The 13,685-nt window shown below is 58.2% G+C and carries 11 protein-coding genes; 6 read left to right on the forward strand and 5 right to left on the reverse strand.

Going from position 1 to position 13,685, the window contains the following annotated elements:
* Window positions 1-64: 64 nt before the first annotated feature.
* Window positions 65-346 (forward strand): ribbon-helix-helix domain-containing protein, encoded by a 282-nt coding sequence (locus ACFPM8_RS06445; protein ID WP_378996213.1) that lies wholly within the window; start codon window positions 65-67, stop codon window positions 344-346.
* Complete coding sequence (locus tag ACFPM8_RS06450) at window positions 346-639, forward strand: type II toxin-antitoxin system RelE/ParE family toxin (RefSeq protein WP_378996215.1); 294 nt, start codon at window positions 346-348, stop codon at window positions 637-639. Before ACFPM8_RS06445 ends, ACFPM8_RS06450 begins: the two co-directional genes overlap by 1 nt.
* Window positions 640-761: 122 nt before the next feature.
* Here ACFPM8_RS06450 and ACFPM8_RS06455 read toward each other — a convergent pair whose 3' ends face one another.
* Window positions 762-1,637, reverse strand: a complete 876-nt coding sequence (locus tag ACFPM8_RS06455) for a hypothetical protein (RefSeq protein WP_378996217.1) — start codon at window positions 1,635-1,637, stop codon at window positions 762-764.
* A 186-nt stretch (window positions 1,638-1,823) separates the two neighbouring features.
* On the opposite strand from ACFPM8_RS06455, the gene ACFPM8_RS06460 reads away from it, so the two are divergent.
* The 4 genes from ACFPM8_RS06460 to ACFPM8_RS06475 all read left to right on the forward strand — a co-directional run bounded on the left by ACFPM8_RS06460 (window position 1,824) and on the right by ACFPM8_RS06475 (window position 8,474).
* Window positions 1,824-2,663, forward strand: coding sequence for a M15 family metallopeptidase (locus ACFPM8_RS06460; protein WP_378996612.1), 840 nt, complete (start codon window positions 1,824-1,826; stop codon window positions 2,661-2,663).
* 148 nt (window positions 2,664-2,811) lie between these two features.
* Complete coding sequence (gene tssM, locus ACFPM8_RS06465; RefSeq protein ID WP_378996219.1) at window positions 2,812-6,705, forward strand: type VI secretion system membrane subunit TssM; 3,894 nt, start codon at window positions 2,812-2,814, stop codon at window positions 6,703-6,705.
* Complete coding sequence (gene tagF, locus ACFPM8_RS06470) at window positions 6,702-7,688, forward strand: type VI secretion system-associated protein TagF (protein ID WP_378996221.1); 987 nt, start codon at window positions 6,702-6,704, stop codon at window positions 7,686-7,688. The genes tssM and tagF overlap by 4 nt, the downstream gene beginning before the upstream one ends.
* A gap of 3 nt (window positions 7,689-7,691) precedes the next feature.
* Window positions 7,692-8,474 carry an OmpA family protein gene (locus ACFPM8_RS06475; RefSeq protein ID WP_378996223.1) on the forward strand — a complete coding sequence of 261 codons (783 nt, stop codon included), beginning with the start codon at window positions 7,692-7,694 and terminating at the stop codon, window positions 8,472-8,474.
* A 44-nt stretch (window positions 8,475-8,518) separates the two neighbouring features.
* Here the strand turns inward: ACFPM8_RS06475 and tssA are convergent, their stop codons facing one another.
* From tssA to tkt, 4 genes are all read right to left on the reverse strand, one after another.
* Window positions 8,519-9,607 (reverse strand): type VI secretion system protein TssA, encoded by a 1,089-nt coding sequence (gene tssA, locus ACFPM8_RS06480; RefSeq protein ID WP_378996226.1) that lies wholly within the window; start codon window positions 9,605-9,607, stop codon window positions 8,519-8,521.
* A 216-nt stretch (window positions 9,608-9,823) separates the two neighbouring features.
* Window positions 9,824-10,168, reverse strand: coding sequence for a hypothetical protein (locus ACFPM8_RS06485; protein ID WP_378996229.1), 345 nt, complete (start codon window positions 10,166-10,168; stop codon window positions 9,824-9,826).
* Window positions 10,169-10,569: 401 nt separating this feature from the next.
* A complete protein-coding gene (locus ACFPM8_RS06490) occupies window positions 10,570-11,484 on the reverse strand; it encodes a spherulation-specific family 4 protein (RefSeq protein WP_378996231.1) in 915 nt (304 codons plus the stop codon).
* A 177-nt stretch (window positions 11,485-11,661) separates the two neighbouring features.
* A complete protein-coding gene (gene tkt, locus ACFPM8_RS06495) occupies window positions 11,662-13,674 on the reverse strand; it encodes a transketolase (RefSeq protein WP_378996233.1) in 2,013 nt (670 codons plus the stop codon).
* Between the last annotated feature and the right edge of the window lie 11 nt (window positions 13,675-13,685).

Here is a 13,685-nt window from a genome sequence, read left to right on the forward strand (position 1 = left end):
CACTCCAGCCAGATTTGTTATTATGGTAGGAATTATTCATACCATTTGCATGAAAGGCACCTCAATGACTACCGCTGAAAAAATTAGTATTGCCCTGCCGCCAGAAATGGTTCACATCATTCGTGCCGCTGTCGCGACCGGCGAATACGCGTCAAGCAGTGAAGTTATTCGTGACGCGTTGCGCGACTGGACATACAAGCGTAGCTTGCGCATGCAGGGCATCGCTGAACTACGCGGGGTCTGGCAGGAAGCGTTGAGCGACAAGACGCCCGGCATCTCGGCCGATGACGTGTTGAATCGTCTTGAGAGCAAGTACCAGGCGATCGCCAACGTTGCGGCAAAGTGATGCAGATAGAACTCTCGCGCTACGTTGAAGGTGATCTGGACGTTATCGCTGACTTTATCGCCCAGGACAATCCAGGCCGCGCAGTAACATTCATCCAGGACATTCGCAGAAAGTTTTCCGACATCCAGCGCGCCCCGTTAATTTACCAATTGCGTCCGGACATTGGCGAGGATGCTCGCATGGCCACCGTTGGGAATTATGCAATTCTATTCCGACTCATGAAAAACGTCGTGCGGATCGAGCGCATTATCTACGGTGGCCGCGACTTGCCGGACGTTTTCGATCCGTCGTGAACCATTTCGACACTTTTTTGCAGATGGCTTGAGAGGGGCGCATTTTCATTTGCAATTAATGCAAGCTGGAAAGCGCGTCGATTGCGAGCATGGTCGGTTCAAACGCAAGCCACTACACCTAACTACTCGCCTTTGGTTACCTTGCAAGAAGGATCCGAGTCCCAGCGGCCGGAGCAAATACGCCAGCGGCAAAACTCCCCTTCTATCAGACCAAGCTGACGGCAACGCTGCAGCAAGCTTGCGGTGCTGTCGCCCGGCTTGCGCTCGACGATATCGATAGCCGGCACCGTATTTTGTGCAACCACAGGTTCGGCAGCTTTCTTTTTGGTTTGCGCTTTGGGTTTGCTTGTTGCTTTTGGCGGCTCAGATACGCTTTCGCCGTTGGAAACCAGCGCGGCCAGAATATTCACGTCGCTGTCGGTCGCTTGATTGGCCGTCGTTTTCACCGCCGTCTTTGGTTCATGAGCGGCACGATTGACCAGCGGCGCATTCACGCCTTTGCTCGCTTGCTTGCTGTCTGATGCCTTCGGCTTTTCCAACGCCGCCTTGAGGGAAGTGGGCGGCACGGGCACACCTGCCTCCAGCGACTCCGTCAGTTTTGTGCGCGCATCGCGCAGATCCGGTTCTGATTTTTCCGGGTGAGCGACGACATCGTTTTCGATGATTGCGGCTTCGGATTCAAGTTTGCCAGCCGGCGCCGTGTTGCCTTCAGGTGCAGGCGTGTTCGCCGCCAGCTGCGGGCTCGCCTTGTGTTCGTCCGCCTCGACCACTGTCGATGTATCTGCCGGCTCGGAATGTTGACTCCAGACAAACCAGCCGCCGGCGCCGAATGCCGCCAATAGTCCGGCCAGCGCAACGCCGAGCCAAACACCTGACTTCTTTTTCGCAACGGCCTTCGATTGCGGCTCTCTGCCTTCCAGCGCGGTCAGAATGCTGCCGCTGCCCTGCTCTGTCGACGACGACTCGGACAACAGATTTGGCCTTACAGATGCGGGCACACTTTTTCCAGATGATGACAAGACAGATTTCTCCAAAAACGTCAGAAATTGATCACAGCCGGTCGCAATGACAGTTTCGATAGGATATACATAAGTTATACTCTCGGGCAATCTATTGTACCTGCGGGCAATATATTACCAAATACAAAGATATATTTATTTCGTAATATTCATGAAAAGGTTTTCGTGTTTTTCTTAGTCATCGCCCTCTATTTTCTGCTTGCATGCGGCGTCACCGGGCTCGTGCTGTTTCCGACTACGCGTGAAACTGTGTTTACAGCTCTGATCAAGCGGAAAGATCGTATCGGGCAATTGTTTCAGGATTGGAAATATCGCAAGTCAGAAACGACCAAATCGTTGTCGCAAAATCTGCAGGCATCGAAACTATCCGCCTGGCAATTTTTAAAGCGGCATCATTTAATCTTGCTATCTGGAATGGCAGTGGTAATCTTGCCGCCGGTCATCGCCTGGATGTTAAGCGGCAAAGACATGCTCGGCAGCTACGAGGACTCCAGACAGGAAGTCAATCCGCAGATTGCCGCGCTGTTGCAAGGAGAACAATTAGTACCGCCGCCGCCGTTGCCGCCGGACGTTTTTACCACGCAGGAAGTGACGCAAATACGTCCGATGCTGGATACGGCAAGTCGCAACTGGCAAGCGCTGGATGCGGATTTCACCCAGCGCTTGTTGCTGACTTTCAAGATCATGAAAGAACAGCACGGTTATGACATGGCGATTATCGAAGGCTATCGCAGTCCGGAGCGTCAGAACGCATTGGCGCAAATGGGTAGCAATGTCACCAATGCGAAAGCGTTCCAGAGTTATCACCAATACGGTCTGGCTGCGGATTCGGCGTTCATGCGCAACGGCAAACTGGTGATTTCAGAGAAAGACCCGTGGGCCATGCGCGGCTATCAACTCTACGGCGAAGTGGCGGAATCGGTCGGGCTGACTTGGGGCGGACGTTGGAAAATGATGGATTTGGGCCACGTGGAACTGCGTAAGCCAGGCGTCATAAAAAGATGAATTGACACAGTATTCAGATAGAAATTGCGGCTAACGATAGTTACGCAATGTACCGAGGGCTGCTGGCATCAGCGGCCCGTTTATATGGATGAGGTCCGCTTGGCCGGCCACTTCAACAGAATCAACAACTTAATAATTACTGATACTTATGCAACGACTTTGGCAATTTTTGACGAATGCACGAACCCTGGCAGTGATCGGTTTCGTCGCGCTGGCCGGCTTCCTTTATCTGGGCGCGGATAGCATGCAAATCGCTAGCATCTGGGTCCTCCTCATATTGGGCGCCATCCTGGCCGTCTGGGGACTGGTGTGGCTAGTTCGCAAAATACGCACCAGACGTGCATCGAACAATTTCAGCAGCATGCTGGAAGGCCAGGTCGACAAACCGTCGGACAAGCCCAGCAAAGTCGGCCACGATGAAACGGAAGCCATCCGCAAACGGATGCTGGACGCCATCTCCACCATCAAGAATTCCAAACTGGGCGAAAAATCCGGCGCCACCGCGTTGTATGAACTGCCGTGGTACATGATCATCGGCAATCCCGCGGCCGGCAAAAGCACCGCGGTCGCCAGTTCCGGCCTGCAATTTCCGCTGGCGGACAAGAACAGCAACATCGTGCAAGGCGTAGGCGGCACCCGCAATTGCGACTGGTTTTTCACCACCGACGGCATCTTGCTGGATACCGCGGGGCGTTACTCGGTGTATGAAGAAGACCGCGCAGAGTGGTTCAGCTTCCTCAGCCTGTTGAAGAAACACCGCCGGCGGGCGCCGATCAACGGCATCATCATCGCCGTCAGCATTGCCGAGTTGACCGGCAATCGCCCGGAATTCGGCATCGACCTGGCCAAGAATCTGCGTCAACGCGTGCAAGAACTGACCGAACGACTCGAAGTCTTTGCGCCGGTCTACGTCATGTTCACCAAGGCCGACTTGATTACCGGCTTTACCGAATTCTTCCTGGACATGGATCGCGCGGAAAAAGACCGCGTATGGGGCACCACCCTGCCCTACAACACGAAGAGCACCAGCCAGGACGTTTTGTCGCATTTCGACACCCGCTTCGACGAGTTGTATGACGGCCTGAAAGAAATCAGCCTGGCCAACATGGCATTGAACCGCGGCGATCGCTTGCCGCCGGGCGTGCTCACCTTCCCGCTGGAATTCGCGTCGATCAAAGCCCCTCTGCGGGCCTTTATCGCCACCCTGTTCGAAGAAAATCCGTTCCAGTTCAAGCCGGTGTTCCGCGGCTTCTATTTCACCAGCGCGTTGCAAGAAGGCACCGGCGTCAGCACCTCTTCAGAACGGATTGCAGAACGCTTCAATCTCAAACTGCAAACGCTGGAGCGGCCGGAAATCCATTCCAAGCATGGCTTCTTCCTGCTGAACCTGTTCAGAAAAGTCATTTTTGCCGACAAAGACCTGGTCTCTCAATACGCGAGCCGGCACAAGACCCGTCTGCGCTACACCATGTTCTTTGTCGCCACCGCTCTGGTCGGCGTGGCATTGGGCGGCTGGAGCTGGTCTTACATCGGCAATCGCCAGCTGACCGCCAATGTGCAAGCGGACCTGGACAAAGCGATCAAGCTGCAAGAAAAGCGGATCGACTTGCAATCGCGGTTTGAAGCGATGGAAATCCTGCAAGACCGCATCGAGCAGTTGCAGAAATACAACAGCAGCCGGCCGTTGTCGCTCGGTTTCGGCCTCTATCAAGGGCAGATGCTGGAACGCAAATTGCGCGAAGAGTACTTCTCAGGCATCAAGGACATCGTGCTCAAGCCGGTCACGGCCAACATCGAGTCCTTCCTGTCTGAAATGAACGCCCATGCCAGCTCGCTGGAGCCAATGTCGCGCCCGGTGCAATCGACCAGTGGCGCCACGCCGGCAGCCGCCGACACCAATCAGGCAGCGGCCGCTGCGGCAACAGCCGGCGGCGTAGCTGCCGGCACCGCAGCTACCGGCAGCGCAAGCACGACCCAACAGGCGACGCAGCAATACAAGGACTCGTCGCCGACCAACGTCGAAGACGGCTATAACGCGCTGAAAACCTATTTGATGCTGAGCGACAGATCGCGTGCCGAATCCAGCCATTTGAACGACCAGATCACGCGCTTCTGGCGCGGCTGGCTGGAGAGCAACCGCGGCAATATGTCGCGCGAGCAGATGATCCGCAGCGCCGAACGCCTGATGACTTTCTATCTGTCGCAAATCAACGACCCGTCGTGGCCGACCGTCGAAAGCAAGCTGACCCTGGTCGATCAGTCGCGCGACAACCTGCGCCGAGTGGTGCGCGGCATGGCGGCACGCGACCGGGTATACGCGGACATCAAGGCCCGCGCCTCGACCCGCTTCCCGTCGATGACAGTGGCCAGCATCGTCGGCGATCAGGATAAGGAACTGATTGTCGGCAGCTACGCAATTCCGGGGACATTCACCCGCGACGCCTGGGAAAAATTCGTCCAGGGCGCGTTCAAGGAAGCCGCCAACAAAGACCTGCAAAGCAGCGATTGGGTATTGAAAACAGCCACCAATGACGACCTGACGCTGGAAGGCAGCCCTGAGCAAATTCAGAAGGCGCTGGTGACCCAGTACAAAACCGAATATGCGAAGGAATGGCAGAAATTTATCCAGGGCGTGAGCGTTGCCGAGCTGGGCAGTTTCGACAATGCCGTCAAGTCGATGAACCGCTTCGGCGACCCATCGACTTCGCCGATCGACAAGTTCGTCAACACCGTCAATCAGCAAACATCGTGGGACAACCCGTCATTGATGAACGCCGGACTGGAACGGGCGCAGAGCGGCGTTGTTGCCTGGTTCAAGCAAACCATCTTGCGCCGTGCACCGGCCCCGACCAATATCAACGTCAACCTGGATACGGATAAAGCATCGGTGCCGATGGGACCGGTCGGCAAGGAGTTCGCCGGAGTCGCCAGAATGGTGGCTACCAAGGACAACAATGCCTCGCTGATGCGCGGCTATATGGAAACCTTGTCGAAACTGCGCACCCGCTTCAATCAAATCAAGAACCAGGGCGATACCGGCCCCGGTGCGAACCAGTTGATGCAGCAAACTTTGAACGGCAACGGCTCGGAGTTGGCCGACGCCCTCAAATACGTCGACGAGCAAATGCTGACCGGTATGACCGATACCCAGAAGCAGGCGATCCGCCCGATCCTGGTGCGGCCATTGATGCAAGCTTTCGCCGTCACCATCAAACCGACCGAAGCCGAGATGAACCGGACCTGGCTGGCGCAGGTTTACTCGCCGTTCCAGAAAACACTGGCGGAAAAATATCCGTTTGCGCCCAATTCGAAAATCGAAGCCACCAGCGCCGAGATCGGCCAGACCTTCGGACCTGACGGCAGCATCGCCAAGTTCGTCAATACCTCGATGGGACCGCTGGTGGTGCGCCGCGGCGACACGCTGGCAGCCAAAACCTGGGCCGACATGGGCATCAATTTGTCGCCGGTGATGGTCTCCAACTTCTCGCGTTGGGTCAGCCCGCTCGGCGCCAACGGTGCTGCCGGCGGCGGTGGCGGCGGCGCTGGCGGTTCTGGAGCGGACGCCCAGACCGTGTTCCAGATCCAGGCTTTGCCGGCGGCAGGAACCTTGGAATACACGATCGAAATCGACGGCCAGCAATTGCGTTATCGGAATACCCAATCGCAGTGGACCAACTTCGTCTGGCCTAACCCGCAAGGCGTGGCCGGGGCCCGCATTACGGCAGTGACGTTCGACGGCCGCACGGTCGAAATCGCCAACCAGCCGGGCCGCTTCGGCCTGGAGCGCTTGATCAATACCGCTGTGCGCAAACGCAAGGATGGCGGCTTTGAACTGAGCTGGACCAACGACAACGTCACCGTGCCGGTGAATCTGAAAATCATCAGCAGCCCGCAAGTCAGCGCCAAGTCGGCCGATGGCGGCGCCCAGCAAGGCCAGGGCTTCCGCGGCATGAAGCTGCCGGAAACCATCGTCGGCAGCGCCGCCCCAAGCGACACTCCGGCGCCGGCACCGGCCCAGAAAGTAGAAGGGGCAGCGCAATGAACGGCGGCGAAAAATTAGCCAATATCGGTTATTTCGGCAAAATCCCAAGCCGCGGCGATTTCATCAAGGCAACCGACAACGTGCCCTTGGTGTCAATCCTGGACGAGTGGCTGGCGCAAGCCATGGACCTGCTGTCCACCGATCCGCGCTGGAAAATCGCCTACGATGCGGTCACGCCGCTGGACTTTGCCTTCATCGGACCGCGCAGCAAGCGCGCCATTGCGGGCCACCTGATTGCCAGCAGCGACCAGGCCAGCCGCCGCTTTCCATTTCTCGCGGTCAGCACCATGGAAATCGACGAGCCGCTGGATTTCATCAGCAAAAGTCCGATGGCATTTTCTCGCCTGTGGAATCGGCTTGAAAGCCAGTCGTCCGAGGTGGTTGCCGCCGCCGATCCGACGGTGCCGCTGCAAGACCTGACGGCCACCGGCATCCCGCTGCAGCTGGGCCTCGGCGCCTATCATGCGGCCTACACCGACTTCCTGGAAATCCAGACCATAGGCGCGCTGGACAACATGTTATCCAGCACCGGCTTCAAGGGTTCGTTGCGGCATCTTGTGCTGGCGCTCGGGATCTTGCTGCAGCCGGTGCTGGCCAGCTCCTCCTCGCGATTGGAAAAGAGTCTGGTGATGCCTTTGCCTAGCGATCCGATGTACCGCAATCTGGTGGCATCTTTCTGGCTGCACCTGATCACGCCGTTTTTGTTGCGCGGCCATTTCGAGCTGGCGACTTTCTTCACCAGGATCGACGACAAGCCGGCCATGATCATCGGCTTCAGCGGCGCCTCGCCGCGTACCTTGCAAGCCATCATGGATCCGCGCATCGCACTGGAGCACCACATTGCTTTCGACGATGCCAGCTGGGTCGAAGAACAAGTCAACGCCGATGTCAGCATCAAGAAAATATCCAGTTATCTGGCCCAACCCAACCTATCTTTGAAATCGGCTCATGACTCGTTTCGTGAAGCATTTATTGGAGCCTGACGCATGCGTTACCTGAGTATCGCCCTGACATCATTGTTGGCATCACATCTTGCAATCGCGCAGAATGTCGCGCCGCCTGTTTCCACTCCCAAGCCTGGACAAATCCTGGTCAGCGGCACCGTCCCCGACGAAGCCAGCAAGCAAAGCGCGCTGAGCAAGCTGCAAGAACTCTACGGCGCCGACCGCGTGGTCGATCAAATTTCGGTCGGTTCGGTGGTGTTGCCCGCCAACTGGAATAACTACGTGCAAAAGCTGATCAGCCCAAGCCTGAAACTGGTCAGCCGCGGCCAACTGACGATAGACGGCAATACCGTCAGCATCAAGGGTGAAGTCGCCAATGAGGCGCAGCGCCAGCAAATCGCCAGCGAAATCGCCGGCAACCTGAATCCGACCTACACGGTGAAAAACGGTTTGCGGGTGTCGGCCTCGGAACAAAATATCCTGGATCAGGCCCTGGCCAATCGCACCATCGAGTTCGACACCGGACAGACCACCATCACCGCATCGGGCAAGCAAATCCTGGACGAAATGTCGGCCGCACTGCTGAAGTTGAAAGACAAGAAAGTGGAAGTGATCGGCCATACCGACAGCCAGGGACTGCGCGCCAGCAACCTGTCACTCAGTAAGGCGCGGGCCGACGCGGTGAAGGAATATCTGGCGCAGAAAGGCGTCAATCCGGATTCGATCGCGACTTCAGGTCAAGGACCGGATCGCCCTATCGTCACCAACGATACGGCGGAAGGCCGCTCGCGCAATCGCCGGATCGAGTTCCGGGTGGCGCAGTAATTTACTTGAGGCCGCCTCTGACAGAGGCGGCCTGATAAATTGTTTTAATCGTTCGGCTTCTGCAATCCCAGCAATTCCTCGACATGCGCCAGCGAGGACGAATCTTTGATGACCGTCTTCAACCAGTCGTGCAAAGGCAGATCGCCCCAATCGGCGGCCTTCTCGGCCAGATAGGCAACCGGGCTATGCGGCTCGGTGCGCCGGAAAAAATCCGCAACGTGTCGCAGCTGCATCAAAGCCTGGTCGCGGTTCTGGATCGGGCCGTTCAGCGTTGTCGGCGCCGCCTGCTGATCATGATGGTGCGCGCTCTCCTGCTGCACGACTGCTGATGGGGCCGCTTGCTGTTCGGTATTACCACTGGCCGGCGCCTTGCCGCGGGTATTGATCCCCGCTTCTTGCGCGAAACGGGTGATATTCGAAATCACATCTTCCAGCGTATTTCTGGCCGCCGAAAAGGCCGGGCCGTCTTCGCCTACCCGGGCGTCGATCGATTGCTCCAGCTGCAGCAAGGCCTCTTTGCAATAATTGGCGTCCGCCAGCAAGGTTTCATAGAACCTGGGAGACGACTTGCGGCGGGCCGACTCGATCTCCGCCATTTTAGGGCCGTCGCCGGCAGCGCCGTCGCTATGCCCTCTTTCTTCATTGGCGGCGCGCGATCTGGCCGTTTCAAACTGGATCGTCGAGAACGCACTGCCGCGGCCTTCCGTGATCGGCATTTCGCGCGTCAGCTGGCGCGAACGGGACAGCAGCCAGCTCAGGTTCCCGATCCGCACTTCCTGATCGTCGTCATCCGGGATCGGATACAGGCCATCCCAATATTTATCGCTTAAGCCGGCCAGCAACAGATAGCCATCGCCCAAACCGCGGAAATGCCGCACTTTGGCATTGGCTTCCGCCAGCCAGACCGCAACCCGCAAATCCTTGCTCTTGGTTTCAATCAGCCGCGCGCAATTGTCGACCACGAACCCCCAATCGGCTTCTTTCAACTCGGTCACCCATTCGCCTTGATCGAGGGACGGATCATCGAATCGGCGGGCCTCGGCGATCGCATCGAGGTCGCTGGAAAAGGACAGATCGATGCCGCAAGGCTGCGAGTCACTGATTGGATTGAGTAGCTGGTCAATAGAAAACATAAACGACACGTCCAAATAAAAGGGGTTCAAAAATGAGAGGGGATGCCAAGCGGCAATGATACCTCAGAGCACCTCGAAAAACGTTGGCAACCCGCCGGACTACCGTAGGGCGGAAAAGCGCAGCGCCTTCCGCCGTGTTGGATGCGTCGAACGCATGTGGCACATCCAGCGGCGGATAACGCTACGCTCATCCGCCCTACCGGCGGCGGTCAGCGCTTAGGCTTTGCGCTGTCTGGCTCTCAAGTCGTTCAGGTAATCAACGCAGGCTTGGGCCTTTTCCGCCATCGTGTCGGTAGAAGCCAGCGACCAGCGGAACATCACGTCGGTATCGAACGCGTTCAGCAGCGGCGGGCTGTCGGGGTCGCCGTGCTCTTGCAGCAGCGAGTTGGCATGCAGCGCCGACAGACATTTATGAATGCCCTGGCTCATGTCGAGCACGAACGCGATGAATTGCGCCGCTTGATCGCTGCGCAGGTCGGGGTCCAACCATGAGAACGGTTGGTGCTCTGGGATATTCGGGATGGATGGGGATGGACGAGGCTTCTTCTTACTACTAGTCATGTCGGTCTCCTAGCGGTGGATGAATCCGCGCCCCGCCGTCTGGCGTGGGTGGGCGGCGAAGGCAGGGTGACAAGACCGGTCAAAAGATTTACACCCCCTCCGGCAGCCCACAAAGGAGCTCCCTACCCCGCCGCCCGGAGAGGACGGCAGAGGGGGGCACGTAGAAAACCGCAAGCTTGCGGCCCGTGCTCTTTTGATAGTGGCTTGTCAACCACGTCCAGGATTTTTCTCTCAGGGACGGGAGCGACTATAAACGCTATCGGACGCGCTGGCAATTATTAGCTTCTTGCTATTTTTAGATCCGCGGTAGGTTGGCGTTGAGCCGAAGGCGAAGCCCAACATTTTCATCTCCGTCGCCACCAAACGTTGGGCTTTCCAGCCCAACGTACGGCTAACTTCGCTTAGTTGCCGAGTGTTTTGGCATACGAAACAACGTCATTGAGGAAAGTCGGCTTTTGATCCCAGGGATTGAGTAAGCCATTGGTGTACATATCGTCCGTCGCATCGACATAACCCGCATAACGCGCGAACGCGGTATTGGTTACCGCGGCCCAGTTGCTATTGTTGACGCCGTAGACCAGATGCCAAAAGCGCGACGAGTTGTATTGGGTGCCTAATACGTACTGGCCGCCAGACACGACGTTGCCGCCGAGCCAGCCGTAAGCCCAGCCGACGCTGGAGGCGTTGGCAAAGTAATGCTCGGCCGTATCCTCGAAGGTGATGAAGGTGTCGGCGGTTTCATGACCGGGTTCGAGGTAGCAATCGAAAACGGCGGTGCCGATATTGTTGACCACCAGATCGCTCCCCTTTGGGATTTTGGTCCAGACATATTCGCGCATCTCGCGCAGCTTATCGCGCCACTCCAGCGAACCGGCTGTGGGACCGCATTCGCGCGGCACTTCGTCGAAAAATATGCCGTCGAAATGCACGCTGCCGTTCCTTGGTGCCAGGTAACGGTCGATACTCTTGATAATTTCGGGCTTCTTCCTACCGGCACGAGTCGTGTAGACGTAGCCGATGACTTTCACGTGCTCGCCATTGGCTGCGATGCGCTGGCGTAGCGCATCCGCATCGGCATCGAGAATCGATTCATCGGCATCGCCGTTGCCGATGTTCATGATCACCACCGACGGCGGAACCGGCGTCTTGACGGGATCTTTCAGGTCATTCAGGAAGGGATCGCCCGGGTACACATAGGCAGGCACCGCAACCTCGATGCCACGTCCCGAATCGGCTAACGCGTCACAGCTGGTTGCGAAAATGGCGGCGCCGGCGCAGGAGGCGACGGCAAATTTGGAAAATATTGAAGATGTCATGTTCAAGGCCTTTACTTTTTTGATTTATTTTGCCGCGATAACTCCGTCGAAACATTGACGCTCGGCAATTTATTATTGTAATCGCTGCGGCTATGGCGTTCACGGCCATTGCGCAAAATAATGGTCTGACTTGAACTTTAACCTCGCCGCTTTCTTTGCAAGCGGCGAGGAGGCCTGCTAGCCTAAAACACTCTTGACCGCCTTGACCACGTTCTCAACGGTAAAGCCGAAGTGCTTGAACAGCTCGCCGGCCGGTGCGGATTCGCCGAAGCTGTCGATGCCGACCACCGCCCCATCCAGCACGTATTTGCGCCAGATGTCGCTGACCCCGGCCTCCACCGCCACCCGCGGCACGCCACGCGGCAGCACGGCATCTTTATAGGCCTGGTCCTGGCGGTCGAAGACGTTGGTGGACGGCATCGAGACTACCCTGACGGCAATCCCCTGCTGCGCCAAGGCTTGCTGCGCGGCTATCGCCAGCGAGACTTCGGAACCGGTCGCCAGGATCACCGCTTGCAGCGTTCCCTGGGCTTCGGCCAACACATAGCCGCCGCGCTTGATCTGGTCCCGGGTTGCGGCATCGCGCGGCTGGAATGGCAGGCTTTGGCGCGAGAATACCAGCGCCGTCGGCCCATCCTGACGCTCGATGGCGGCGACCCAGGCGACGCCCGATTCCAGCGTATCGCACGGCCGCCACAGATCCAGGTTGGGCACCAGCCGCAAGGTCGCCACCTGCTCCACGCCCTGATGGGTGGGGCCGTCCTCGCCGAGGCCGATGGAATCGTGGGTGAACACGAAGATGCTGCGGATTTTCATCAGTGCCGCCATGCGCAGCGCGTTGCGGGCGTATTCCGAAAACATCAGGAAGGTGCCGCCGTAGGGGATGAAGCCGCCGTGCAAGGCCATGCCGTTCATCATCGCAGCCATGCCGAACTCGCGCACGCCATACGAGATGTAGTTGCCGGCTGCCTGCTTGCTGACCAGTTTGGAACCGGACCAGTTGGTCAGGTTGGAGCCGGTCAGGTCGGCCGATCCGCCCAGCAATTCGGGCAGCAGCGGCGCCAGACCCTCGATCGCGTTTTGTGAAGCCTTGCGGGTGGCGACGCTCTCGCCCTTGGCCTGGATCTGATCGATCAAGCCGGCTACGTGCTGTTGCCAGCCGGTTGGCAGTTCCGACTTGATGCGGCGCTGGAACTCTGCTGCTTCATTCGGATAAGCGGCCTGGTAGGCGGCAAATTTTTGGTTCCAGGCTGCTTCCAGTTCGGCGCCGCGCTGGCGTGCGTCCCAAGCCGTGTAGACCTCCGGCGGGATCTCGAACGGGCCGTGCTGCCAGCCGATATGCGGCCGGGTGGCCGCGATCTCCGCCGCGCCCAAGGCTTCGCCGTGCACCTTGGAAGTGCCGGCCTTGGTTGCTGCGCCCATGCCGATCACGGTCTTGCAGCAGAGCAGCGACGGTTTATCGGTGACCGCCTTGGCCGCTGCGATCGCTGCCTGCAACGCTTCCGGATCGTGCCCATCGACATTCGGCACCACGTGCCAGCCGTAGGCGTCGAAACGCTTCGGCGTGTCGTCGGTGAACCAGCCTTCCACATGGCCGTCGATGGAAATATTGTTGTCGTCGTAAAAGCAGATCAGTTTTCCCAGGCCCAGCGTTCCGGCCAGCGAGCACGCCTCGTGCGAGATGCCTTCCATCAGGCAGCCGTCGCCCAGGAAGACGTAGGTATGGTGATCGACGATGGCGTGCGCCGGACGATTGAATTCCTGCGCCAGCAGCCGCTCGGCCAGGGCCATGCCGACGCCGTTGGCCAAGCCCTGCCCCAGCGGTCCGGTGGTGGTCTCGACGCCGGGAGTCAGGCCGACCTCGGGATGGCCGGGGGTCTTCGAGTGCAGTTGGCGGAAGCGCTTCAGTTCTTCGATCGGCAGGTCGTAGCCGCTCAGGTGCAGCAGCGCATACAACAGCACCGAGCCATGACCGTTGCTGAGCACGAAGCGGTCGCGGTCGGGCCAGTGCGGATTGGCGGGATTGTGGCGCAGGTGGTGGTTCCAGAGCACTTCGGCGATCTCGGCCATGCCCATCGGCATGCCTGGATGGCCGGAACCGGCTTGTTGCACCATGTCCATCGCCAGCGCGCGGATGGCGGAAGTGAGTTGAGTGAATACCGGTGTTTCAAAATCCTTGAACGTCGCCATGATTCCATCCC

It is taken from the genome of Paraherbaspirillum soli (assembly GCF_042654985.1).
Classification (GTDB): Bacteria; Pseudomonadota; Gammaproteobacteria; order Burkholderiales; family Burkholderiaceae_D; genus Paraherbaspirillum; species Paraherbaspirillum soli.

Bases quoted from the DNA above. Each gene is read 5' to 3' on its own strand.
- ACFPM8_RS06450 (WP_378996215.1), top strand. From the start codon at position 346: ATGCAGATAGAACTCTCGCGCTACGTTGAAGGTGATCTGGACGTTATC.
- tssA (WP_378996226.1), bottom strand. From the start codon at position 9,607: ATGTTTTCTATTGACCAGCTACTCAATCCAATCAGTGACTCGCAGCCT.
- ACFPM8_RS06485 (WP_378996229.1), bottom strand. From the start codon at position 10,168: ATGACTAGTAGTAAGAAGAAGCCTCGTCCATCCCCATCCATCCCGAAT.
- ACFPM8_RS06445 (WP_378996213.1), top strand. From the start codon at position 65: ATGACTACCGCTGAAAAAATTAGTATTGCCCTGCCGCCAGAAATGGTT.
- ACFPM8_RS06475 (WP_378996223.1), top strand. From the start codon at position 7,692: ATGCGTTACCTGAGTATCGCCCTGACATCATTGTTGGCATCACATCTT.
- tkt (WP_378996233.1), bottom strand. From the start codon at position 13,674: ATGGCGACGTTCAAGGATTTTGAAACACCGGTATTCACTCAACTCACT.
- tagF (WP_378996221.1), top strand. From the start codon at position 6,702: ATGAACGGCGGCGAAAAATTAGCCAATATCGGTTATTTCGGCAAAATC.
- ACFPM8_RS06490 (WP_378996231.1), bottom strand. From the start codon at position 11,484: ATGACATCTTCAATATTTTCCAAATTTGCCGTCGCCTCCTGCGCCGGC.
- tssM (WP_378996219.1), top strand. From the start codon at position 2,812: ATGCAACGACTTTGGCAATTTTTGACGAATGCACGAACCCTGGCAGTG.